22 protein-coding genes are annotated in these 22124 nt (G+C 68.2%); 15 read left to right on the forward strand and 7 right to left on the reverse strand.

All coding sequences use genetic code 11. From position 1 onward, the window contains the following. Nucleotide 1 precedes the first annotated feature (1 nt). Both ACXZ1E_RS11640 and ACXZ1E_RS11645 read right to left on the reverse strand, forming a co-directional pair. On the reverse strand, nt 2-1447 hold the full coding sequence (locus ACXZ1E_RS11640) for an NAD(P)/FAD-dependent oxidoreductase (protein ID WP_458040651.1): 1446 nt from the start codon (nt 1445-1447) through the stop codon (nt 2-4). 63 nt (nt 1448-1510) lie between these two features. Then, nucleotides 1511-2740 (reverse strand): MFS transporter, encoded by a 1230-nt coding sequence (locus ACXZ1E_RS11645; RefSeq protein ID WP_458040652.1) that lies wholly within the window; start codon nt 2738-2740, stop codon nt 1511-1513. Between the two features lie 60 nt (nt 2741-2800). On the opposite strand from ACXZ1E_RS11645, the gene ACXZ1E_RS11650 reads away from it, so the two are divergent. Further along, a complete protein-coding gene (locus tag ACXZ1E_RS11650) occupies nt 2801-3205 on the forward strand; it encodes a MerR family transcriptional regulator (protein WP_458040653.1) in 405 nt (134 codons plus the stop codon). 120 nt (nt 3206-3325) lie between these two features. Next, nucleotides 3326-3868 (forward strand): YaeQ family protein, encoded by a 543-nt coding sequence (locus tag ACXZ1E_RS11655; RefSeq protein WP_458040654.1) that lies wholly within the window; start codon nt 3326-3328, stop codon nt 3866-3868. A gap of 12 nt (nt 3869-3880) precedes the next feature. Here ACXZ1E_RS11655 and ACXZ1E_RS11660 read toward each other — a convergent pair whose 3' ends face one another. Beyond that, entirely contained in the window at nt 3881-4027 is a 147-nt protein-coding gene (locus tag ACXZ1E_RS11660; protein WP_458040655.1) for a hypothetical protein, read from the reverse strand. Between the two features lie 64 nt (nt 4028-4091). Then, nucleotides 4092-4499 carry an NUDIX hydrolase gene (locus ACXZ1E_RS11665; RefSeq protein WP_458040656.1) on the reverse strand — a complete coding sequence of 136 codons (408 nt, stop codon included), beginning with the start codon at nt 4497-4499 and terminating at the stop codon, nt 4092-4094. 42 nt (nt 4500-4541) lie between these two features. On the opposite strand from ACXZ1E_RS11665, the gene ACXZ1E_RS11670 reads away from it, so the two are divergent. From ACXZ1E_RS11670 to ACXZ1E_RS11680, 3 genes are read left to right on the forward strand one after another with little or no spacing between them, the layout of a single operon-like run. Next, nucleotides 4542-6038, forward strand: coding sequence for an SDR family NAD(P)-dependent oxidoreductase (locus ACXZ1E_RS11670; RefSeq protein ID WP_458040657.1), 1497 nt, complete (start codon nt 4542-4544; stop codon nt 6036-6038). A 44-nt stretch (nt 6039-6082) separates the two neighbouring features. Next, entirely contained in the window at nt 6083-6898 is an 816-nt protein-coding gene (locus tag ACXZ1E_RS11675; protein ID WP_458040658.1) for a glycosyltransferase family A protein, read from the forward strand. Continuing rightward, nucleotides 6895-7434: an SDR family NAD(P)-dependent oxidoreductase gene (locus tag ACXZ1E_RS11680; protein WP_458040659.1), complete on the forward strand. Its 540-nt coding sequence runs from the start codon at nt 6895-6897 to the stop codon at nt 7432-7434. The genes ACXZ1E_RS11675 and ACXZ1E_RS11680 overlap by 4 nt, the downstream gene beginning before the upstream one ends. A 107-nt stretch (nt 7435-7541) precedes the next feature. Here ACXZ1E_RS11680 and ACXZ1E_RS11685 read toward each other — a convergent pair whose 3' ends face one another. Then, nucleotides 7542-8909 carry an IS1380 family transposase gene (locus ACXZ1E_RS11685; RefSeq protein ID WP_458040660.1) on the reverse strand — a complete coding sequence of 456 codons (1368 nt, stop codon included), beginning with the start codon at nt 8907-8909 and terminating at the stop codon, nt 7542-7544. A gap of 195 nt (nt 8910-9104) precedes the next feature. Between ACXZ1E_RS11685 and ACXZ1E_RS11690 the strand changes: the two genes are divergently transcribed. Beyond that, nucleotides 9105-9461 carry a hypothetical protein gene (locus ACXZ1E_RS11690; protein WP_458040661.1) on the forward strand — a complete coding sequence of 119 codons (357 nt, stop codon included), beginning with the start codon at nt 9105-9107 and terminating at the stop codon, nt 9459-9461. Between the two features lie 172 nt (nt 9462-9633). Here the strand turns inward: ACXZ1E_RS11690 and ACXZ1E_RS11695 are convergent, their stop codons facing one another. Then, entirely contained in the window at nt 9634-9777 is a 144-nt protein-coding gene (locus tag ACXZ1E_RS11695) for a hypothetical protein (RefSeq protein ID WP_458040662.1), read from the reverse strand. Nucleotides 9778-9876: 99 nt separating this feature from the next. Between ACXZ1E_RS11695 and ACXZ1E_RS11700 the strand changes: the two genes are divergently transcribed. The 4 genes from ACXZ1E_RS11700 to ACXZ1E_RS11715 are packed head-to-tail and all read left to right on the forward strand — an operon-like array spanning nt 9877 to nt 14163. After that, the gene (locus ACXZ1E_RS11700; RefSeq protein ID WP_458040663.1) at nt 9877-10800 is read left to right on the forward strand and encodes a hypothetical protein; all 924 of its coding nucleotides are present in this window, start codon (nt 9877-9879) and stop codon (nt 10798-10800) included. After that, nucleotides 10797-12020, forward strand: coding sequence for a cytidylyltransferase domain-containing protein (locus ACXZ1E_RS11705; protein WP_458040664.1), 1224 nt, complete (start codon nt 10797-10799; stop codon nt 12018-12020). The genes ACXZ1E_RS11700 and ACXZ1E_RS11705 overlap by 4 nt, the downstream gene beginning before the upstream one ends. Next, nucleotides 12017-12889 carry an N-acetylneuraminate synthase family protein gene (locus tag ACXZ1E_RS11710; protein ID WP_458040665.1) on the forward strand — a complete coding sequence of 291 codons (873 nt, stop codon included), beginning with the start codon at nt 12017-12019 and terminating at the stop codon, nt 12887-12889. The genes ACXZ1E_RS11705 and ACXZ1E_RS11710 overlap by 4 nt, the downstream gene beginning before the upstream one ends. A 29-nt stretch (nt 12890-12918) precedes the next feature. Further along, complete coding sequence (locus ACXZ1E_RS11715; protein ID WP_458040666.1) at nt 12919-14163, forward strand: DUF6716 putative glycosyltransferase; 1245 nt, start codon at nt 12919-12921, stop codon at nt 14161-14163. On the opposite strand, the gene ACXZ1E_RS11720 is transcribed toward ACXZ1E_RS11715, so the two are convergent. Continuing rightward, the gene (locus ACXZ1E_RS11720) at nt 14136-15170 is read right to left on the reverse strand and encodes a LacI family DNA-binding transcriptional regulator (RefSeq protein WP_458040667.1); all 1035 of its coding nucleotides are present in this window, start codon (nt 15168-15170) and stop codon (nt 14136-14138) included. The two genes, ACXZ1E_RS11715 and ACXZ1E_RS11720, sit on opposite strands and share 28 nt — an antisense overlap. Before the next feature lie 139 nt (nt 15171-15309). Here ACXZ1E_RS11720 and ACXZ1E_RS11725 point away from each other — a divergent pair, with 139 nt between their 5' ends. From ACXZ1E_RS11725 to ACXZ1E_RS11745, 5 genes are all read left to right on the forward strand, one after another. Then, a complete protein-coding gene (locus ACXZ1E_RS11725; protein WP_458040668.1) occupies nt 15310-16596 on the forward strand; it encodes an ABC transporter substrate-binding protein in 1287 nt (428 codons plus the stop codon). Between the two features lie 11 nt (nt 16597-16607). Next, complete coding sequence (locus ACXZ1E_RS11730) at nt 16608-17627, forward strand: carbohydrate ABC transporter permease (protein ID WP_458040669.1); 1020 nt, start codon at nt 16608-16610, stop codon at nt 17625-17627. Beyond that, the gene (locus ACXZ1E_RS11735) at nt 17624-18511 is read left to right on the forward strand and encodes a carbohydrate ABC transporter permease (protein WP_458040670.1); all 888 of its coding nucleotides are present in this window, start codon (nt 17624-17626) and stop codon (nt 18509-18511) included. The genes ACXZ1E_RS11730 and ACXZ1E_RS11735 overlap by 4 nt, the downstream gene beginning before the upstream one ends. Continuing rightward, nucleotides 18508-20811, forward strand: a complete 2304-nt coding sequence (locus ACXZ1E_RS11740; RefSeq protein ID WP_458040671.1) for a beta-xylosidase/alpha-l-arabinosidase — start codon at nt 18508-18510, stop codon at nt 20809-20811. Before ACXZ1E_RS11735 ends, ACXZ1E_RS11740 begins: the two co-directional genes overlap by 4 nt. Before the next feature lie 88 nt (nt 20812-20899). Then, a complete protein-coding gene (locus tag ACXZ1E_RS11745) occupies nt 20900-22084 on the forward strand; it encodes a Gfo/Idh/MocA family protein (RefSeq protein ID WP_458040672.1) in 1185 nt (394 codons plus the stop codon). Nucleotides 22085-22124: the final 40 nt, after the last annotated feature.

Consider the following 22124-nt stretch of genomic DNA (forward strand, 5'->3'; position numbering starts at 1 on the left):
GTCACGAGTCGAATCCCAGACCGAGAGCGTCGAGGGTCTTCAGCAGCACGTTGCGCCGGCCGCCGTTGTGGTCGGCGCGGTCGAGCGACCAGCGCGTCATGTTGATGCCGATCGCGGCTGCCGGCTCGGGCGGGAATGGCAGGGGGCGCTTCTGCACCATGTCGAGGCGCGTCCGTTCGGTGTCGGCGCCCTCGAGAAGGTCCAGCATGACTTCGCCGGCGAAGCGCGATGCCCCCACCCCCAGCCCCGTGAACCCCGCCGCGTAGGCGATCTGTCCCTCGCGGGCCGTTCCGTAGAACGCGCAGAACTGCGTCGAGGTATCGATGGCGCCCGCCCACTTGTGGCTGAACCTCAGGCCGTCGAGCTGCGGGAACGTCGTGAAGAAGTGGCTCGCGAGCGTCTCGTAGCTGGTCGGCCGGTTCTCGTAGGCGGGACGAACCGCGCGGCCGTAGTGGTACACCGCGTCGTAGCCACCGAACAGGATGCGATTATCGGCGCTCAGCCGGTAGTAGTGGAACTGGTTCGCGAGGTCGCTGAGGCCTTGGCGGTCGTTCCACCCGATCGCGGCGAGCTGCTCGGTCGAAAGCGGCTCGGTCATGAGCACGTAGTCGTAGACCGGAACCGTCATCAGCCGATTGCGCTTCAGAAGCGCGGGAAACACGTTCGTCGCGAGCACGATCCGGGGTGCGCGGATCGCCCCGGACGCGGTGACGAGTCGGACGTTGCCGCCGGCATCCGCATCATCGATCCGCTTCACCAGCGAGTTATCGAAGATCTGCACGCCCTGTTCGCTCGCGACGCGCGCGAGTTCGGACGCCAGCTTGCCCGGATGAACCAGCGCCGTCGAATGCTTCTCCCACACCCCACCGAGGTACGTGGGGGAGTTCACGGATGCGCGGACCTGTGTCTCGTTCAGGCGGACGACGTGCTCACCCTCGCCCCGCGAGGCCGCATCCACGACCCAGTCGTCCAGCCAGTCGAGCTGGTGCTCTTCGACGGCGACTCCCATCGAACCGACCCGTTCGAAATCGGCATCGACACCCCATTCGTCGAGGTCGGATCCGATCGCATCGAGGTTCGCGAGCCCCAGGCGTTCGAGTTCGTCGAGTTGGTCGGGCCAGCGCGCGAGTCCGTTGTCGCGGCCGTGCGTCAGGCTCGCCTCGCAGAACCCGCCGTTACGGCCCGAGGCGGCCCATCCGATCTTCCGTGCCTCCAGCAGGGCGATTCGCGCGCCGGGGTTGCGTCGGCGGGCGAGGAGCGCCGTCCAGAGCCCGGTGTACCCGCCACCCACGACGACCAGATCGGCGGTGTGCTCGCCCGCCAAGGTCGGGTACGCGGGTCTCGCGGGCAGGTCATCCAGCCAGAACGCACTCTGCCGCGTACCGGTGAGGGCGTGCCGAATGACGGATGCGGGGGGCTTCTGGCGTTCGAAGACGGTCGTGCCCACGGATATCACCCTTTCCGGGAGTGGCTTTCGCCCCATCCTGGCCTGTCCGGGGTGCCGCGTCGACTACTGAATGCGCGTGCGTCGGTCGCGTCGCCGAGAGAGGCCGAAACCCGCGAGGGCAAAACCCGTGGCGACCACGATGGCGACGGCCGATGCCGCCGTGATCGAGGTGGGCGAGTCTTCGCCGCCGACGAACGCGCCGATGGCCGGCCCCGCGGCGATCCCGAGGTTGAACAACACAACGATCCCGGCACCCGCGAGGTTTCGCGTGAGCGGCGTCGAGGTGCGCATCAGGATCGTCTGGAGGAGCGGGAAGATCGCGCCGAGAGCGAATCCCCACACCGTGAGGGCGGTGATGACTGTCGGCAGGCTGCGAGAGGCGACCGTCAGCGTGACGAAAGCCGCGACGAGCAGAATCAGGACAACCATCAGCGATCCGCGCGGAAACCGATCGGCTGCGAAACCCGCCGCAACCACGCCGAACAGTCCCGCGGCGCCATAAACGAACAGCAGGCCGGCGGCCCAACCCGCCTCGATGGACGCCGAGACCTCGAGGTACGGCCGGATGTAGGTGAAGGACGCGAACTGCGCCGTCGCGATCAGAATGGCGACGACTCCGAATGCGGCCAAGGCGGGAAGGGAGGGGTCGCGCAGCACGCTCGCTCGCTCGCCGTGGGTCGTAGCGTTCGGAAGATGCGGGGGCATCTTCAGAACCACGACGGCGCCGAGAAGAAGAGCGATGACTCCGAGTCCGATGAACGTCGCGCGCCATCCGAGTCCCTGGGCGACCAGGGTCGCGAGAGGAAGCCCCACGATGGTCGCGGCGGTCCCGCCGCCGGTCACGATCGCGAGGCCTCGACCGAGCTGCGAGGGAGCCAGGAGGGCGGTGGCGTAGACCATGACGACCGCCCAGAAGGCGCCGTGCGCGACGGCGGCGAGGATCCGCGTCGCGAAGGCGAACTCGTATCCCGGCGCGAAGGCGGTCGCGAGATTCGCGAGTGCGAAAGCCGCCAACGCCACCGCGATCACCAGACGCCGGTCGAACCGGGCGCTCGCGCGGGTGAGAGGGATGCTCGTGAAGATGACGGTCAGCGCCCAGACCGAGATCAGTAATCCGATCTGAGCCGGCGAGACCCTCAGATCGGCAGAGAGCTCCGGCATGAGTCCCGCGGGCAACGACTCGGCGGTGACCGTCACGAGAACGCCGAAACTGAGCAGGAGAAGTGCACGGAGGGGGAAACGGGTGGCGGGCGCAGATGTCGCGGCCGCGGCCGCGGCCGTTGAGGTGCTCATGTCCTCAGGCTAAACTCTGACATCAATGTCAATGTCAACCTTCGGGTCGCGGAGGACGTTGTGAAGATCGGCGAACTGTCTGCCCAGACGGGTATCCCGTCACGGATGCTGCGGTACTACGAGCAGCAGGGGCTGTTGGAAGCGGGGCGCTCGCACAACGGATATCGCGCCTACGACGATGCGGATGTGCAACGGGCAATCCGTGTGCGCGGGCTCGTGCAGGCGGGCCTGTCGACACGGATGGCGCGCGTCGTGCTCGATATCGAGCGCCAGTGCGAACTCGACTCGCCTCCCGAGTGCTCGCTTGCGCTCGCCGAGGAGCTCGCGGGCGAGCTCGAAGTTCTCGAGGATCGACTCGCCTGCCTGACGAAGAGCCGCGATGCAGTAGCGCGCTACCTCGAGCTCACCCGTCACGGAGACGTCGTCGCCGCTCTGGCTGGGAGCCACGTAACCCGGTCGACCTAAGTGCGGCGTTGCCGGATCCGGATGAGATGAACGTCACGCACCTGCCGTCGACGCGCTGATCTCGGTGTCCGTACGGGAGATCATAGGTTGGGTGAAATCTCGGACGTAGACTCGGACGCTATGGCCGCAGGCGCAGTAATCCACACGTTCGCGGTGCAACTTGCCGACGTCGACCGCGGTGTGTACGACGAGGTGATGCTTCGGGTAGCGAGGCATCCGTCCGAGACCGACGCTTACATGATGACGCGCGTGTTGGCGTACCTGCTCGAGTTCGAAGAGGGCATCGTGTTCAGCGAGGGAATCTCGTCGACGGATGAACCCGCTGTGCTCGTGCGCGACATGACCGGACACATCACCGCGTGGATCGAGATCGGTGCCCCGGATGCCGCCCGTCTGCACTATGGCAGCAAGCTCGCCGACCGCACCACGGTCTACACGCACCGTGATCCCGCGAAGGTTCTTGCAGCGCTGGCCGGTAAGCCGATCCACCGCGCCGACACGATCACGCTGCACAGCTTCGACTCGGGGTTCATCGACGCGGCCGTCGCCGCGCTCGCCCGCCGCAACACGATGACCCTGTCGGTCACCGAACGGCGGGTCTACCTCGACCTGAACGGCGCGAGTGCGAGCTCAGCGGTCCACGATCACCCGCTCGCGCCGTAGCTCGGTCTCCGGCTAGCGGTTCTTGACCCTCGTCACAGCGTCGGTGTTCTCGACCCGGCTGCTCGCGGCCTTCTTGTCGGCCTTCGCGGTGCGCTTCTCCTTGAGGGTCTTGGAGGCTGCGGTCTTGCCGGTTTCTTTACGCGCGGACTTGTCACCCATGGGCGTGCTCCTTCGAGAGCCGCGGTGACCCTGTGTGGTTGACGCTACACGTCGGGCAAGTGAATCAGGAGGGCAGGAAGTACTCGCGGGCGAGGGGTGCGATCTCGAGTGTGTCCGCGTCGGCGCGGGTGATCCAGCGCAGTTCAGCGATCTCGGCCGCCGCGATCGGGATCTGCGCCCCGATATCGGCGGCGAAGACATCCGCCACGACCGTGAACCCCGGCTCGTTCGCGGCGGCGGCGGCGAACTCGCCGAGCGGGCGCAGTTCGCTCGGTGCGACGCGGATGCCGACCTCTTCCGCCAATTCGCGGGAGAGCGTCTCGGCGGCGTTCTCGTCCGGCTCGGGCTTGCCGCCGGGCTGCATGTACGCGGTTGTTCCCGTCTTCCGGACCACGAGCAGCCGTCCGTCGGCGTCGACGATGACAGCGGCCGAAACCCGGATGCTGCGGGCTGCGGGCTCTTCGGTGGTCACGGTCGCATCGTCCCATACCGGCCCCGCGACGTAGAATCGCGTGTGCCCGACGAGACTCCTGCGACGCCCGAGCTGCCCGGCGTCGGCGAAACGCCGAGCGGCATCGACCCCGCAGAACTCGCGATCACGCTGAAGATTCTCGCCGGGATGTCGGACGTCGATCAGACACATCCGGATTACGTGGCGGTCCGCCAGGCGACCGCGGCGATGTTCAAGGCCGTTAAGAAGGTCCGTCGTCGCGAGATCCGCGATGCGATCGCTCAAGCCGACCGTGAGGTCGTCGCGGCCACCGCGACGGGCGCGCCCGACCGGATCGACGACGAGACCCGCGGCATCCCGATCAGCACGGCGACCATGGCACCCACGGCGGGCACGCTGCTGAAGGCGCGCGGCTGCTACATCTGCAAGCAGCCGTACACGCTGGTGGATGCCTTCTACCACCAGCTCTGCCCCGATTGCGCGGCCATGAGCCACGCCAAGCGCGACGCCCGCACCGACCTCACCGGCAAGCGCGCCCTGCTCACGGGCGGCCGCGCGAAGATCGGCATGTACATCGCCCTGCGCCTGCTGCGGGATGGTGCCCACACGACGATCACGACGCGCTTCCCCCGCGATGCCGTGCGGCGCTTCAGCAGCCTGCCCGACTCGTCCGAGTGGATCGATCGGCTGAAGATCGTCGGCATCGACCTGCGTGATCCGGCCCAGGTCATCGGGCTCGCGGACGACGTGGCCGCGGCCGGCACCCTCGACATCCTGATCAACAATGCCACCCAAACCGTGCGGCGCTCGCCGGGTGCGTACCAGCCGCTCGTCGACGCCGAGCTCGCGCCGCTGCCGGATGGTCCGCTGCCCGAGCTGATCACGTTCGGGCACACGAACGACCCGCACCCGCAAGCCCTCGAGCGTTCGGTGACCGCGCACCCGATCCTCGCCGCCGCGGCCTCGCGTGCCGATGAGCTGACCGAGCAGGCGATGGCCGCGGGGTCCAGCTCGCTGGACCGTCTTGCGGCGGGCACGGCGATCGATGCGGGCGGGCTCGTGCCGGACCTCGATCACATCAACTCGTGGACGCAGCGCGTCGACCAGGTCGACCCGCTCGAGATGCTCGAGGTCCAGCTCGCCAACACGACCGCCCCGTTCCTGCTCGTCTCGCGGCTGCGGCCCGCGCTCGCCGCGAGCCCGTCGCCCCGCACCTACATCGTGAACGTCAGCGCCATGGAGGGCGTGTTCGGCCGCGGGTACAAGGGTCCCGGGCATCCGCACACCAACATGGCCAAGGCCGCCGTCAACATGCTGACGCGCACCAGCGCCCGCGAGATGTTCGAGACGGACGGGATCCTCATGACGAGCGTCGACACCGGATGGATCACGGATGAGCGACCGCACCCGACAAAGGTGCGCCTCGCAGAAGAGGGGTTCCACGCACCCCTCGACCTGGTCGACGGTGCGGCCCGCGTGTACGACCCGATCGTCCGCGGCGAGGCGGGCGAGGACCTGTTCGGTGTTTTCTTGAAGGACTACGCGCCCGGCGCCTGGTAGTCAAGACCCTGCGCGGGGCGCATCCGGCGCATAGCGTCGGGAGCATGCACTCCGAGGCGCGATCGATCCCTGTGCGCCAAACCCCCGCGCGCCAGGCTCTCCCGCGCCCGACCCTGAGCGTCGTGGTGCCCGTCAAGGACGATGCCGCCGAGCTCGATGCGTGCCTGTTCGCGCTCGCGCGGCAGACCGACCTCGCGGACGAGATCATCGTGGTCGACAACGGTTCGCACGACGACAGCGCGGTCATCGCGGCCGCACACGGCGCGACGGTTGTGAGGTGCGCCGAGCCGGGCATCCCCGCGGCGAGTGCGGCCGGGTACGACGCGGCCAGCGGGGACATCATCGCGCGGCTCGACGCCGATGGGATTCCCGCGGAGTCGTGGACAGCGCAGATCCGCGACACCTTTCACCGGCGTCCGGATATCGATGCCGTGACCGGCGGAGCGCGCTTCGCGGATGGACCGACCTGGCTGCGAGGTCCTTTGGCCTGGTCGTACCTCGCCGCGTACCAGGCAGCCTCGGCGCCCGCGCTCGGGCATCCCGCCCTTTTCGGGTCGAACTTCGCGATGCGCGCGGAAGCATGGCGCGCAGTGCGAGATTCGGTCCATCGGCACGACCAGCGTGTGCACGACGACTTTGATCTGGCGTACCACCTGGGGCGGGAGCACCGTATCCGGTATCAGCCCGGGCTCGACATGACTATCGCCATCCGACCCTTCCGGAGCATCCGGCTGTTCGTCGTCAGAATCTGGCGTGGCCTGTACACCGTCGGCCGTCACATGCCGCAGGACTTCCCACCCCTGCGCTGGGCGCGATGTGTCATCGTCCGGCGCGGAATCCGGGAAAGGAATGCTGCATGAGCTCGCGTGACGCAGACATCGCCGGCAAGACCATTGTCGTCACCGGCGCCACCAGCGGACTCGGGAGGGGGACGGCGCTGCGACTGGCAGAATCCGGCGCTCGGGTCGTCGTCGCCGCGCGACGGGGCGACGTGCTCGACGAACTCGTGACCGAGATCACGGCGAACGGCGGCACCGCGGTCGCAGTCGCAGCGGATGTCAGTTCGATCGACGACATCCGCCGCATCTCGGCCGTCGCGATCGAGCGGTTCGGCGGGTTCGACGTGTGGATCAACAACGTCGGTATCGGAGCGCTGGGCTTCTTCTGGGACGTCCCGATAGAGGACCACGCCCGCGTCATCGACGTCAACGTCACCGGCCTGATGAACGGGGCGCATGTGGCCCTCCGGCACTTCCTCGACCGCGGCGCCGGCGTGCTCGTCAACATCGGGTCGGTGGAAAGCGAAGTACCGCTCGCGTACCAGTCGAGCTACGCGGCATCCAAGGCCGCCGTTCTCAGCCCTGATCCACCGATTGGGTGGAGTATCGGCGTGTGACTGGATTCCTGGCCTGCTGGTGGCCGTGGGGCGTGTGTGAGTGGCGGGCCTCGTGATCCCGTTCGTTCCACTTGGGTTCCGGTCGCGCCCGTGGTGGGCTGGGGTTGTCAGGCGGAGGCGTTCGCGGGTGGGGAGGTCCCCGTCGCGAGTTCCCAGAGCCGAGCCCATGCCTGCTGCCAGGGCCATCGCTTGGGGAGGTGCAGGATCAGACGCCTGCCGGTGGATGCGACCCTGCCGGGCACCGCGGTGAGGGTTCGCAGGATGGTGCTCATCCGTGCGGTGCTGGTGCCGGCGGCGTGGGCGGCGGCTCGGGAGATGTTGAACGCGAGGACGGCGAAGCCGAGCCATGCCGCGTTGGCGGGGAAGCTCCCGGAGGGCAGGTGGGCGAGGGGTCCGTTTTTGAGTTCGGCGATGACCTGCTCGATGATCGCGTGGCCGCGGTGACGGGCGTCGGCGTCGACCGCGGTCAGGGTGCTGTTGGTGATGAACGCGTGATACCGCCAGGTGTCGAACAGGGTGTCCTGCCCATGCCGGGCGTGCTGGTTCAGCCGTTTCACGCGGCGGACGATCAGCCGGCAGGTGACCTGCTCGTCCTTGCGGCGTGAGGTGAACGCGGTGAACGAGACTTCGGCGACTTCGGCGTCGCTGATCAGTTCTCCGGTGTCGGGGTCCGGGATCGCGTGCGGGTAGCTGATCGGTATCCACGCGTCCTCGGCGATGCTTGCGATCGCGCGGGTCACGGTCGGCCAGTGCGGGATCGTGAACGAGAACCATGCTCCCGAGCGGATCGTCTGCTGCACGTTCTCGAACGTGCAGAACGCCGAATCGCCGCGGACCAGCACGTCCCGTCCCGGTGCGACAGATTCGACGGTGCCCAGCGCTCGGGCGAGGTGCCAGGCGGCGTTGTCGCCGCTTTTGACGTTCCCGCGGCGCAGTGAGAACTCCCCGACCACCGGTGCGCTGGAATCGGTGGAGATCGTGACCGCGAGGGCGTTCAGGCCCTTCACCTTGGAGTACCCGAACGCGGCGCCCTGCTGCTGATACCCGTGCAACTCGCGGATGGTGTCGTCCATGTCCACCAGCACCGGCCCGCCCGACCCGACCAGCCCCGGGACCAGGGCGGCCAGCGAGGTCAGCAGCCGCCGGTTCACCGCGGCGAGCTGGAGGACGTGGCCGTGGGTGAAGTTCCGCAGGAAGGTGCCCATCGTCGATGGTGCCCGCACCTGCCCGATCAGCCGGGCCATCGACCCGGCGCGCAGCACGTTCAGATCGTCGATGCTGTCCGCCCCGGCCAGCATCCCGCCGATCACGGTCCGCGCCTTGATCACCCGGTTCGGCGAGGGCACCGTCCAGTGCTCAGCCAGCAGCTCGGACAGCCCGGCCCGTTCGGCCAGTGCGAGCACCGGCAGCAAGCCGGCATGCGACACCAGATTCGGGTCATCGAACACCGGCGTGATCCTGTGAGATGCTTTCACCTACGAGATGTCCTTCCGGCCAGGGTCAATACGGCTTCAATCACCAGTATTTTCCCGCGTCAGAAGGACATTTCGGCATTAACACGCCGCCCCCACACCCCTTTCATCGGTGGATCAGGGCTCAGCCTGAGCCGCTCGCTCAACGAGGAGCTTCGCCTTGCGGGGCACTCCGACACCATAGAGGTCGGTACGGTCATGCCGTGGGCCATCGACACGCCCTGGTGGGACCACGCCGCGAACTACACCGGACGCACCGCTCGCATGGCCGCGATGGATGACCCGGCAGAGGTCGTCGACGCGATCGTCCAGGCCTGTGCGAATTCCCGCGAACGTCAGCCCGTCGGCTGGAAAGCCCGCGGCGCGGGCGTCTCGCATCGGCTGGCTCCCGACCTGACGAAGCGCGTGTCCGCGAAGATCATCGATAGCGAGTCCGCCCAGGGCGATTCCGTTCCCGCGACGACCGGCTCGATCCACGAGCCGACGAGCGTCGGGACGACCGTGGCGGGCGGCACGCGCGAGCGCATGAAGCGCGAGGACACCTCGGGCGAATAGCTCATACGACGGTTTCGCGGTCATCGTGACGGATTGGGAGCCGGGCGGCGTCCGTAACCACGTGGCATGAGCAGCGTGAGTTCCGCCGTGGACGGCGCCGGCAACAAGCCGCAGAACACCGGCTCCGCGGGCTGGGCGTCCGCCGAAGGCGAACTGAGGCTCGGGTCGCGCTTCAGGCGCGGCGCGCGGCTTCGATTCGCTCGGCCTCGAGGCGTTCGGCCTCGTCGCCGCCGACCGCTTCCCCGCGCGCGACGAGGCCCGCGACATCCGAAAGCGGAATCTGCTGTGCGGTGACCCGCCGGTCCCGAGAGTTCACATCGGCGATCGATGCGCTTCATGTGAGTGGTGCCCGTCGTTCACGTTGACACCGCAACGTGAAATCTCCGTCCGAACGCGCAACGGAGTGGAGGCGGGAATGAGTCCGGAACCGATGCCGGTGGTGGCCTGGGTTGAATCCCCGCTGCAACTGGTCGGCGCAGCCGAATGGGCGGCGGTACATCGGCGCCGTGTGCCGATTGCGGGACGCCTGACGCGGCAGATGCCCGAGACGGCTGATGAGCTGATCGCGCGGGGCGCCCTGTTCGGGCAATGCTCGCCCTACCTCGGCATCCCCTGGAACCTGCTGGCGAGACACAAGCACTGGCTCGTCGGCGACGGATTCTCGGGTCAGTTCCGCCTCGCCGCGAGCGTGCTGCGTCCGCAGCGCATCACGTTCCTCGATGACGGTGCCAACGCCGTCGCGTTCGCCGACACGCTCGTGGGTCGACGACCCTTCGCTCGACCCGGTGTTCCCGAACGCGGCCTCGGCGCCCGGGTCGCTCCGTTCGCGCTCGACCGGATCGCGGGTCGCGCCCGAGCCGGGCAGGTCGACTTCTTCACTGCCTTCGACTTCGGTGAGCCACGCTCACGTGAACTCGAGGAGCGCGGCTACCGGGTCGCTCGCCACGCCTTCGAATGGACGCGCCGCACCGCGCGTGCCTTCGTCACGACGACCGCCGGACGCGTCCTGCTCGGCAGCGCTCGCCCAACGGACGGACGGATGCCGCTCGCGGAATATCTCGAGTGGGTTCGGGTCGAGGCATCCCGAGCACCCGTCACCTACCTGCCGCACCGACGCGAACCCGAAAGCCAGCTCGATGCCGTCGCGGCCATTCCGGGGGTGCATCTGGACCGGCAGTCGCTTCCCGTCGAGATGGTGCTGGCGGGCGCGATCGAGCGGCTCGAGATCGTGACGTTGCCGTCTTCGACGACAACGACCCTGCCCCTCGTGCTGCGGCCGGACTGCGCCGTCCGCAGTGTCCCGCTCCGCACTCTCGCGCTGCGGAGCGGGGCGTCGTGAGCGGGCTTGTCAGCCGGTCGAGGCGCGAGGTCGTCGCCATCATCCCGGCGCGCGGGGGCTCGAAGGGTGTGCCGCGCAAGAACGTGCGTCGTGTCGGGGGAGTGCCTCTCATCGGCCGAGCGGTCGCCGCAGCCCGGGCGACCGCATCCATCGATCGGGTCGTGGTCTCGACCGACGATGCCGAGATCGCGGCCGTGGCCGAGGAGTGGGGCGCGCAGATCGTCGCCCGCCCGGCCGAGCTCGCCGGTGACACGGCCAGCAGCGAGAGTGCCCTCCTGCACACCCTCGACGCCCTCGCGGCAACGGGTGTCGAGGCCGACGTCCTGGTCTTCCTGCAGGCGACGTCGCCCTTCATCGATCCTCGGGATCTCGAGCGCGCCATCGGGCTCGTGCGGGACGGATCCTTCGACTCCGTTTTTTCGGCGATCGAGACCTACGGATTCTTGTGGTCGGCGGATGCATCCGGCACCGCTCGCGGAATCAACCACGACGCGAGTCGGCGGCCCAGGCGCCAGGACCGCGAGCCCCACTACCTCGAGACCGGTGCGTTCTACGTCATGCGCTCGCTCGGATTCCGCGGGGCACACCACCGGTTCTTCGGGCGGGTGGGTGTGGTCGAGATCGCCGAGCGCTCTGCCATCGAGATCGACACGGAAGAGCAGTTGGCCCTGGCGATGGTAATGGCGAGCGCGATCGCTCCGCTCCGGCCCGACATCGGCGGTCAGCCCGAGTCGATCGATGCTCTGGCCGTGGTGACTGACTTCGACGGTGTGCACACCGACGACACCGCCACGACCGACGCCGAGGGCCGGGAAACGGTGCGTGTGAGCCGGTCGGATGGCATGGGTGTCGCCGAGCTTCGACGCGCCGGAATTCCGGTGCTCATCCTCTCGACCGAGACGAACCCGGTCGTCTCGGCGCGTGCCCGGAAGCTCCGAGTCGACGTGCGACAGGGCGTCGACGACAAGGCGGCGGCTCTGACCCAGTGGGCGGCCGAAACCGGTGTGCCGCTCTCGAGGGTCGCCTACGTCGGCAACGACATCAACGACCTGGCCTGCCTGGACCTCGTCGGCTGGCCCGTGGCCGTACCCGACGCGCACCCGCTCGTTCTCGCAGCGGCGCGAATCGTGCTCACGCGGGCGGGGGGAGACGGCGCGGTGCGCGAACTCTCCGATCGCGTTCTGCGATCACTCATTCCCACCGAAAGGCAGAGAACATGACGGTAAGCATCGGATCGCGCGTGATCGGCGGCGGACGGCCCGCCTACGTCATCGCCGAAATCGGACTGAACCACAACGGCGACGTCGAGATCGCGAAGCAGCTCATCGACGTCGCGGCCGACGCCGGTGTGGATGCGGTGAAGTTCCAGAAGCGCACCCCCGAGATCTCCACCCCGGTGCACATGCGCGACACGCTGCGCGAGACGCCCTGGGGCACGATGACGTACCTCGACTACCGCTACCGCGTCGAGTTCACGCGCGAGCAATACGTCGAGGTGTCGGACCACGCATTGCTGCGTGGGCTGGACTGGTTCGCTTCGCCGTGGGATGTGCCGAGCGTCGCGTTCCTCGAAGACCTGAACGTCGTCGCCCACAAGGTTGCCTCCGCGTGCCTCACCGACCTCCCGCTCCTGCAGGCGCTGCGCGACACGGGCAAGCCGATCATCCTGTCGACCGGGATGTCGACGATCGCCCAGATCGATGCCGCACTGGAGGTGCTCGGCACCGACCGGCTCGTGCTGCTGCACGCCACGTCGACGTATCCGATGGAGCCGGACGAAGCCAACCTCCGCGTCATCCCGACCCTCCGCGATCGCTACCCGGGTGTTCCGGTCGGTTATTCGGGCCACGAACGCGGGCTGCAGATCTCCGTCGCCGCGGTCGCGCTCGGCGCCGTCGCGATCGAGCGTCACATCACGCTGGACCGCACGATGTGGGGATCCGACCACGCGGCCTCGCTCGAACCGGCCGGGCTGCAGCATCTCGTCCGTGACATCCGGATCATCGAGCAGGCGCTCGGCGACGGTGTCAAGCGGGTCTTCCCGGGCGAGGAGGCTCCCATGGCGAAGCTGCGGCGGGTCCTGACATGAGGGACGCGTCCTGACGTGAGCGTCGTCGCATGACGGGTGCCGCGCTGAGGGTCGTCGCGCTTGCTGACACCGATTCGTACGTGAAGTGGGCGGCGGCGCTGCTCGGCTCCCTGCCCGCCGGAACGGATGTCCGGCTGCTGATCGTCGAGACCGCGCTGGTCGTGAGCCCGGCGCAACAGACGGCGGCACTCGACGGGAGTGGGTTGGATCCGTCGAGGGTCCGACGCATTGTGTACGGCGAACTCGCGAGCGCGCTCGGTGAGCTCGCCCCGGATGCGGTGCTGGTCGCTGCGCGGGGGCCTGTCGTGCGTGTGCTCACAGCCCTCGTCGCCGCGCTCGAACCCCGTCCCGTGATCGTGTCGGGCCTGCCCGGCATCTCGATTCCCGCCACGACCGCGGCCATGGTGCACCGCACCCAGTGCGATCTGTTCGTGCTGCATTCGACGCGCGAAATAGCGGCGTTCTCAGCCCTCGCGCGACAGCGCGGTCTGACCCAACGCTTCGCGCTGGCGGGGCTGCCCTTCGCGCGGGCCGGGCGAGTGACCGTGAACCGGGGCACGGACCTCGTCTTCGCGTCACAGGCGATCGTCCCGCGCGAGCGCACCGAGCGGATGCGTGTTGCTCGGCTGCTGATCGAGACCGCCCGCGCGAATCCCGACACGCGGGTCGTGGTCAAGGAGCGTGCCGCCGCGGGCGAGCATCAGACGCACGCCCAGAAGCACAGCTACCCCGATCTGCTGCGGCGGATGGGGTCGTTGCCGGCGAACCTCGTCGTCTCGACCGAGTCGATGGCCCGGGTACTCGATGCAGCCGAAGGTCTCGTCACCGTCAGCTCCACGGCCGCGATCGAGGCGGTTGCCCGCGGCATCCCGGTCATCGCGCTCGACACGTTCGGCGTCGACGACACCCTGATCAACACTGTTTTTGTCGGGAGCGGTCTGCTGGGGTCCGAGGACGACGTGGTGCGGCGCGATTTTCGGCTGCCGCCCAACGAATGGCTCGCCCGCAACTACTTCCACGATTGCGCTGACGAGGACTGGGTCACGGAACTCGTTCAGCTGGTCGAGCTTCGTCGTGTGGGGGAGCTGCCCGAGAAGCCCGGTCGCCTCCGTCGCGGCGGACGGTTGCGGGATGTCTGGGAGCGGCGCATGGCGCTCGGTTCCCGAGACCGCTCGGTCGCGGGAGCGGTCGTCTGGGCGGTCGGGATTCCGTCGCGGGTCATCCTGCGCCCGATCCTGCGGCCGTACTACCGGCGGCGACTCGAGTCGGCCTGAGGCGAGTCCGTCCGGGGTGGCGCGGTCGTCGCGCGCGGCACGAGACGGGTTGGCAGCACGAGGTGAGTGGCGGGCAAGGGATCCCCGTTCAGGAGCAGCACCAGCATCTTCGCGGCCTCGGCGCCCAGCCGGCGCATCGGCTGTCGGATCGTGCTGAGGGGGGACGAGAACTGCGATGCCTCGGGGATGTCGTCGAAACCGATGACCGAGAGATCGCGCGGTACCTCGAGCCCGATCTGATGCGCCACCTCGAGGATGGCGATGGCCGAGAGGTCGTTTGCGGCGAAGATCGCCGTCGGAGGGCGGGGGATGCGAAGCAGCGCCATCGCGGCGTCGCGCGCGGTGCGCGGGTGGTACATGCCGACACGCGTCAGGGCGGGGTCGTACGTGATGCCCGCCTCACTGAGCGCGAGCCGGTAACCCGATTCGCGCAGCACGGCGGAGCGCAGGTCCGGGCGCCCGGCGAGAAAGCCGATGCGCGTGTGCCCGAGTTCGACGAGATAGCGCGTCGCCATCCGCGCGCCCTCGAGGCTGTCTGACTCGACCGTAGGGAGGTCGGCGCGACCCGTGTGGGGATCGATAGCAACGAGGGGGATCTCGGATGATGCGCCCACGACGGTCGGCGTGACGATGATCGCCGCGTCGATCAGCGTGCCGCTCAGGCGCGACAACGAACGGCGCTCCCAGCCCTCGCTCTGTCCGTGCTTGGAACCGCTGTACGCGAGCAGGTCGAAGCGGGAATCACGCAGGGCGAGCCCCACCCCCTTGAGGATCTCGGCGCTGAAGGGCTCGAAGTCGGCGACGAGCACGCCGACGACCCCCGTCGCGCGTGCGCGCATACTGCTCGCGACCAGGCTCGATTCGTAACCGAGTTCGCGCACGACCTCGTTGACGCGCTCGACCGTGGCGCTCGCCACGCCGTAGCGGCCGTTGACCGCCTTCGACACGGTCGCGACCGAAACGCCGGCCGCCCGAGCGACATCGTGGATCGTCGTTCGCTTGCTCACGGGCTCACCGTAGCGCAGATGGAAACTGTTTTCGAAAACGTTTGACGACTCGGTTCCGCCTTGCGACACTCGGTGAACCGTTATCCGGGCATCGCGCAGCGTGGTCGATGCCTCTCAACGAAGAGAACAGGTGAATCACATGAAGCGTTCCAAGATCCTTGTGGGATCAGCAGCACTCGCCATCGGCGCGCTGGCACTCAGCGGCTGTGCCGGCGGCGGATCCGGCGGTGAAGACGGAGACGTCACCATGACGCTCTGGCACAACAGCACGACGGGCCCCGGGCAGGAGTTCTGGGAGACCACGGCCGCCGATTTCGAGGCCGACAACCCCGGCGTCACGATCGACATCCAGACGGTGCAGAACGAGGACCTCGACGGCAAGCTCCAGACGGCACTCAACTCGGGCGACGCCCCCGACATCTTCCTGCAGCGTGGCGGCGGCAAGATGGCGGAGATGGTGCAGGCCGGGCAGCTGAAGGATCTCACGGACGGCCTCTCGGGCGCCGCTGTCGACGAGATCCCCGAGACCGCCTACGACGCGAGCAAGATCGACGGCAAGATCTACGCACTCCCGGTCGCGGTTCTGCCGGGCGGTCTGTTCTACAGCCAGGACCTGTTCGATGAGGCCGGTATCACCGAGAACCCGGAGACCATCGAGGACCTGTACGAAGCGGTCGGCGCGCTCCAGGATGCCGGTATCGCACCCATCGCACTCGGGGCGAAGGACGCCTGGCCCGCGGCGCACTGGTACTACTGGTTCGCGCTGCGCGAGTGCAGCACCGAGACGCTGCAGACGGCCGCCGACGACCTCGACTTCAGCGACGACTGCTGGATCAAGGCGGGCGAAGACCTGCAGGAGCTCGCCGCGCTCGAGCCCTTCAACCAGGGCTTCCTGACCACCTCGGCCCAGCAGGGTGCGGGCAGCTCGGCGGGCCTCATCGCCAACCGCCAGGCCGCCATGGAGCTCATGGGCGCTTGGAACCCCGGAGTCATCGCCGGCCTCACGCCCGACGAGCAGCCGCTGCCCGATCTCGCCTGGTTCCCGTTCCCCGAGGTTCCCGGGGGTGCTGGTGAGCCCGGTGCGATCATGGGCGGGGTCGATGGTTACTCCTGCTCGGTCGACGCGCCCGATGCCTGCGTTGACTTCCTGAACTACCTGGGCACCGCCGAGGTGCAGACCAACTACTACAAGGCGTTCAACGCGCCGCCGGTCAACACCGTGGCACAGGAAGCCGTGACGGAGCCCTACCTGCAGCAGATCATCGAGGCGTACAACGCCGCCCCGTTCGCCCCGCAGTGGCTCGACACGAGCTACGGCCAGAACGTGGGCAACGCGCTGAACGTCGCCGTGGTCGACATGCTCGCGGGCAACGGTTCGCCCGAGGACATCGTTCAGGCCGTCAACGACGCCGCAGCGCGGGCCTAAGGCTCAGCATCATGCCGCATCGCGAGAACACCCTCGAGGCGGAGACCACGACGGCGGATCTCGCGGCCGGGGACGGGGGCGGTAACACGCCGCCGCCGTCCCCGGCGCGCCGGGCCCGCCCGCGCGGACTCGGCTGGGCGGGCCGACTCGAAGTCCTGATCCTCGTCGGCCCGGCGTTGATCGTCTTCCTGGCTTTCGTCATCTTCCCGGTCCTGATGGCCGCCTACTACGGCTTCTTCAGCTGGGGCGGATACGGACCGGCGACCGATTTCATCGGGTTCCGCAACTACGTCAACATCCTGACGGACCCGGCCTTCATCGAGGCGCTCGGTCACAACGGCTTCATCGTCGTCTTCTCCCTGATTCTGCAGGGACCCGTTGCGATCCTGCTGGCGCTCTTGTTGAACCGACGGATGCGCGGTCAGTCGATCATCCGGGTGCTGATCTTCGTTCCCTATGTGATCGCCGAGGTCGTCGTCGGAACCGGCTGGAGCCTCATGCTCCAGACCAACGGCGCCGTGAACGGCATGCTCGAGAAGCTCGGGCTCGGGGCGCTCCAGCAGGACTGGCTGTCGAATCCCGACATCGCCATCTGGACGCTGATGGTGATCATCACCTGGAAGTACATCGGGTTCGCCGTCATCCTCTTCCTCGCGGGGCTCCAGGGCATTCCCGAGGAGTTGTACGAGGCGGCCGCGCTCGACGGCGCCAGCTTCTGGCAGATGCAGCGTACGATCACGCTTCCCTTGCTCGCCCCGACCATCCGGATCTGGGCGTTCCTGTCGATCATCGGCGCTCTGCAGCTGTTCGACCTCGTCTACATCATCTGGGGCCAGTACGTGGCTGCGACCGCGGGCACCTCGACGATGGCGACGTACATGGTGGCGACCGGTCGCAACGCCGGCAACTTCGGCTACGGCAACGCCGTGGCGGTCGTGCTGTTCGTGATCTCGCTGATCGTCGCCCTGATCTATCAACGCTTCGTGCTGCGCCGTGACACGGCCGGTGCGATCACCGAGGGGAAGCGATGATGGCCACGCTTGCACCGACCGTCTCCCGTCCGACCGCCCGAACCGGACGCGGCCGCGGCGCTGCCAACCGAGCGCGCGGCAACCCCGGCGTCTGGTTCGTCGCGCTGGTCGTGATCGCACTCATGCTCGGGCCCGTGATCTACATCATCATCGGCGGTTTCCGCTCGAACTCCGAGATCACGACCGACCCGGCCGGCTTCCCCTCCGTGTGGAACGTCAACAACTACCTCGATGTGCTCGCGGGCGGGGTGTTCTGGCAGCAGGTCCTCAACTCGACGATCGTCGCGGTCGCCACCAGCGTCGGCGCGGTGACGCTCGGGCTCATGGCCAGCTACGTGCTTGCGCGGTACACATTCCGAGGCCGCGGGGTGCTCTATGCCCTGTTCGCTGCCGGACTGATGTTCCCGCTGACCGTCGCGATCACCCCGCTCTACATCATGGTGAGAAGCCTCGGGCTGATGAACTCGCTCGGGGGGATCATCCTGCCGCAGATCGCATTCGCCCTGCCGGTGACGATCATCATCCTCGTGCCGTTTCTGCGCGCGATCCCCGACGAAATCCAGGAGGCCGCATTCATCGACGGATGCAGCCGGCTGGGGTTCTTCTGGCGGATGGTCGTTCGGCTGTCGATGCCCGGCGTGATCACCACCGGCATCCTGGCGTTCATCGGCAGTTGGAACGCCTATCTGCTGCCCCTGTTCATCTTGAACAACGACGCGATGTTCACGCTGCCTCTCGGGGTGCAGAGCTTCTCGTCGCAGTACTCGGTCGATACGGCGAAGGTCATGGCGTTCACGGCGCTCTCGATGCTGCCGGCCCTGCTGTTCTTCAGCATTTTCGAGCGCCGCATCGTCGGCGGTCTGACGGGAGCGGTCAAGGGATGAGCACGGTTGATATGCCGGCAGCCTCCGCCCGGGTACGGGAGCTTCTCGCGCGCATGACGCTCGAGGAGAAGCTCGCGCAACTGGTCGGGTTCTGGGTCGACAAGGGTGATGAGGCCGTCGCGCCGATGGCCGGAGAGATGTCGGTCGCGGCGCAGTACGAGCAGGCGATCGTGGACGGTATCGGCCACCTCACCCGTGTGTACGGCACCCGCCCGGTCGACCCGGTCGAGCGGGCACAGTGGCTGTGGGAACAGCAGCGGTATCTGCGTGAGAACACCCGCCTCGGCATCCCGGCGATCGTGCACGAGGAGTGCCTGACGGGACTTGCGGCGTGGAAGGCTGCCACGTACCCGACCCCGTTGGCGTGGGGTGCCTCGTTCGATCCGGACCTCGTGGAGGAAGTCGGTCGGGCGATCGGTGGGTCGATGCGCGAGCTCGGCATCCATCAGGGACTCGCGCCCGTGCTCGACGTCATCCGCGACGCCCGGTGGGGGCGGGTCGATGAATGCATCGCCGAAGATCCCTACGTCGTCGGACTGCTCGGAACCGCCTACGTGCGCGGCCTGCAGTCCGCGGGTGTGCACGCGACGCTGAAGCACTTCGTCGGGTATTCCGGGTCGAGATCCGGACGCAACCACGCACCCGTGCACGCCGGGGCGCGCGAGGTGCGGGACGTCCTGCTGCCGCCGTTCGAAATGGCCGTTCGCGAGGGCGGCGTGCGATCGGTGATGAACTCGTACGCCGAGATCGACGGCCTCCCCGTCGGAGGAGTGCCGGACTACCTGACGGGGATCCTCCGCGACGAGTGGGGATTCGACGGCGTCGTGGTCTCGGACTACTTCTCGGTCGCGTTCCTGCACACGATGCACGCGATCGCCGCCGATCTCGGTCAGGCGGCGGAGCTCGCCCTCGCCGCCGGGATCGACGTCGAGCTCCCGACCGGGCACGCGTTCCTGGCGCCGCTGGCCGAACGCATCCGGGCGGGGCTTGCCGACGAGGGACTCGTCGACCGTGCCGTTTTGCGGGTGCTGGCCCAAAAGGACGAACTCGGGTTGCTCGACGAGACGTTCGATGAGCCTCCCGCGAACGTCGACCTCGACTCGCCCCGCCACCGGGCTCTCGCTCGGCAGCTGGCCGAAGAATCCATCGTCCTGCTTACCAACGACGGTGCGTTGCCCCTACAGGCACCGTCGCGCATCGCGGTCATCGGTCCCAACGCCGACTCGCCCGAGGCCCTCATGGGGTGCTACTCGTTCGCGAATCACGTGCTCGCGCATCACCCCGGGGTGCCTCTCGGGTTCGAGATTCCGAGCGTCCTCGATCGGCTGCGGACGGAGTTCGCGGATGCGTCGATTGTGCACGCCCCCGGATGCGCGGTCGAGGGAGAAGACCGCTCGGGGTTCGCGGCGGCGGTCGAGGCGGCCGCGTCGGCGGACGTTGCGATCGTGGTCGTCGGCGACCGCGCCGGGCTATTCGGGCGTGGCACGGTGGGGGAGGGCAACGACGTCGAGTCGCTGGATCTGCCGGGCGTGCAGCGTGAGCTCGTTGAGGCGGTCGCCGCAACAGGAACCCCGGTCATCCTGACTCTTCTCACGGGTCGCCCCTACGCCCTCGCGTGGGCTGTCGAAGATGCTGATGCGCCGGCCGCGGTCGTGCAGGCATTCTTCCCCGGTGAAGAGGGCGGATCGGCGCTCGCCGGTGTCCTGTCTGGCCGCGTCGCGCCCTCGGGACGCTTGCCCGTATCGCTGCCGCGTTCGGCGGGGGCGCAGCCGTACTCGTACCTGCATCCGATGCTCGGCGGTCCGAGCCCCGTCACGAGCGCAGACAACGCTCCCGTTCTGCCGTTCGGGCACGGCCTGACCTACACACGATTCGAGCGTTCGGCGCTCACCACCCCGACGGCTGTGCCCGCCGAGGGGGAGTTCGAGGCGAGCGTCCGTGTGACCAACGTCGGTACCCGCGCGGGGACGGATGTCGTGCAGCTCTACGCGCACGACGTGTACGCCAGCGTGACCCGCCCGGTCGCGCAACTGCTCGCGTTCCAGCGCATCGCGCTCGAGCCGGGGGAGTCGGCCGTCGTCACCTTCACCGTTCCGACCTCGCGGCTCGCGTTCACCGGTCGCGAGGGATATCGCCTCGTCGAGGCAGGGACGATCGAGGTCTGGGTCGGGGCATCGTGCGCCGAGCGCGAGACCGAGACGGTCGTCGACATCGTCGGCCCAGATCACCGCGTCGGCAAGGAGGACCGCCTGATCGTCCGGGTGCAGACCGCGGCGGTGGGCGACCCGACTCGCGTCTGAGCGCCGACGATCGCCCCCTCTCGTCGGGAAGGATGGCGACAGACAAGCCCGGCGCGCGACCGCATGCGCCACCGAGAGGACCACACCTGTGACCCAGCACCTGCGCGTCGCCGTCATCGGCACCGGTTTCATGGGGCGGATGCACGCCCATGCGTGGCGGAGCGCCCATCGATTCTTCGACCTGCCGCAGACTCCTGCTTTGCGGGTCCTCGTGGGGACGGATGCGGACCGGACCGCGCAGGCCGCGTCGCGCTGGGGGTTCGATGAAGCGGCGACGGACTGGCGGAGTGTGATCGAGCGCGATGACATCGACGTCGTCGACATCTGCACTCCGGGCGACACGCACGCCGAGATCGCGCTCGTCGCGCTCGCCGCGGGCAAACACGTGATGTGCGAGAAACCCCTCGCGAACGATGTCGCCGACGCCGACCGCATGGTGGCCGCCGCCGATGCCGCGACCGCCCGCGGTGTGGTCAGCATGTGCGGGTTCAGCTATCGACGGACCCCCGCGCTCGCGCTCGCCCGACGACTGGTCGAGGACGGGCGGATCGGCGAGGTGCGACACGTGCGGGCCCAGTATCTGCAGGACTGGCTGAGCGATTCCGAGGCGCCTTTCACCTGGCGCCTCGACAAGTCCCGGGCGGGCTCTGGCACGCTGGGCGACATCGGGGCGCACAGCATCGACACGGCGCAGTGGTTGACGGGCGATGACATCGTCGGTGTTTCGGCCATGCTCCGCACCTTCGTTCCCACACGTCCCGTGCTGGAGGAGCAGGTCGGACTGGGCGGCCGGGCGCGCGCCGATGCACAGCGCCGTTCCGTGACGGTCGATGACGCGGCCGCCTTCACCGCGGAGTTCGCCGGGGGAGCGCTGGGCGTTTTCGAGGCGACCCGGCTGGCGACCGGCCACCGCAATTCGAAGCGCGTCGAGATCAACGGGGACCGCGGGTCGGTCGCTTTCGACTTCCGCTCGATGAACGAGCTCGACTTCTACGACGGCCGCGACCCGCTGGGCGAGCAGGGTTTCCGGCGGATCCAGGCCAATGAGCCGGAGCATCCGTACGCCGACGCCTGGTGGCCAGCGGGTCACGGTCTCGGGTACGAGCATCTCTTCACGCACCAGGTGGTCGATCTCGTACGCGCCATCGCGGGCGAGGGAAAGGTCGCGCCGACCTTCGCCGAGGCGGCGCGCGTGCAGCGCGTTCTCGCCGCCGTCGAGCGGAGCGCAGCCCAACAGAGCATGTACGTCCCTGTCGAAGGAGAGAACGCATGAGCGCGCGCAGGGCATTGATCGTTCGCGGGGGGGTGGGAGG

Source organism: Pacificispira sp. HM-600 (assembly GCF_977993705.1).

What these genes read in the sequence shown, in the direction of transcription:
- ACXZ1E_RS11645 (WP_458040652.1), bottom strand. Translation starts at nt 2,740, where the DNA reads ATGAGCACCTCAACGGCCGCGGCCGCGGCCGCGACATCTGCGCCCGCC.
- ACXZ1E_RS11655 (WP_458040654.1), top strand. Translation starts at nt 3,326, where the DNA reads ATGGCCGCAGGCGCAGTAATCCACACGTTCGCGGTGCAACTTGCCGAC.
- ACXZ1E_RS11660 (WP_458040655.1), bottom strand. Translation starts at nt 4,027, where the DNA reads ATGGGTGACAAGTCCGCGCGTAAAGAAACCGGCAAGACCGCAGCCTCC.
- ACXZ1E_RS11675 (WP_458040658.1), top strand. Translation starts at nt 6,083, where the DNA reads ATGCACTCCGAGGCGCGATCGATCCCTGTGCGCCAAACCCCCGCGCGC.
- ACXZ1E_RS11680 (WP_458040659.1), top strand. Translation starts at nt 6,895, where the DNA reads ATGAGCTCGCGTGACGCAGACATCGCCGGCAAGACCATTGTCGTCACC.
- ACXZ1E_RS11690 (WP_458040661.1), top strand. Translation starts at nt 9,105, where the DNA reads ATGCCGTGGGCCATCGACACGCCCTGGTGGGACCACGCCGCGAACTAC.
- ACXZ1E_RS11700 (WP_458040663.1), top strand. Translation starts at nt 9,877, where the DNA reads ATGAGTCCGGAACCGATGCCGGTGGTGGCCTGGGTTGAATCCCCGCTG.
- ACXZ1E_RS11710 (WP_458040665.1), top strand. Translation starts at nt 12,017, where the DNA reads ATGACGGTAAGCATCGGATCGCGCGTGATCGGCGGCGGACGGCCCGCC.
- ACXZ1E_RS11715 (WP_458040666.1), top strand. Translation starts at nt 12,919, where the DNA reads ATGACGGGTGCCGCGCTGAGGGTCGTCGCGCTTGCTGACACCGATTCG.
- ACXZ1E_RS11725 (WP_458040668.1), top strand. Translation starts at nt 15,310, where the DNA reads ATGAAGCGTTCCAAGATCCTTGTGGGATCAGCAGCACTCGCCATCGGC.
- ACXZ1E_RS11730 (WP_458040669.1), top strand. Translation starts at nt 16,608, where the DNA reads ATGCCGCATCGCGAGAACACCCTCGAGGCGGAGACCACGACGGCGGAT.
- ACXZ1E_RS11735 (WP_458040670.1), top strand. Translation starts at nt 17,624, where the DNA reads ATGATGGCCACGCTTGCACCGACCGTCTCCCGTCCGACCGCCCGAACC.
- ACXZ1E_RS11740 (WP_458040671.1), top strand. Translation starts at nt 18,508, where the DNA reads ATGAGCACGGTTGATATGCCGGCAGCCTCCGCCCGGGTACGGGAGCTT.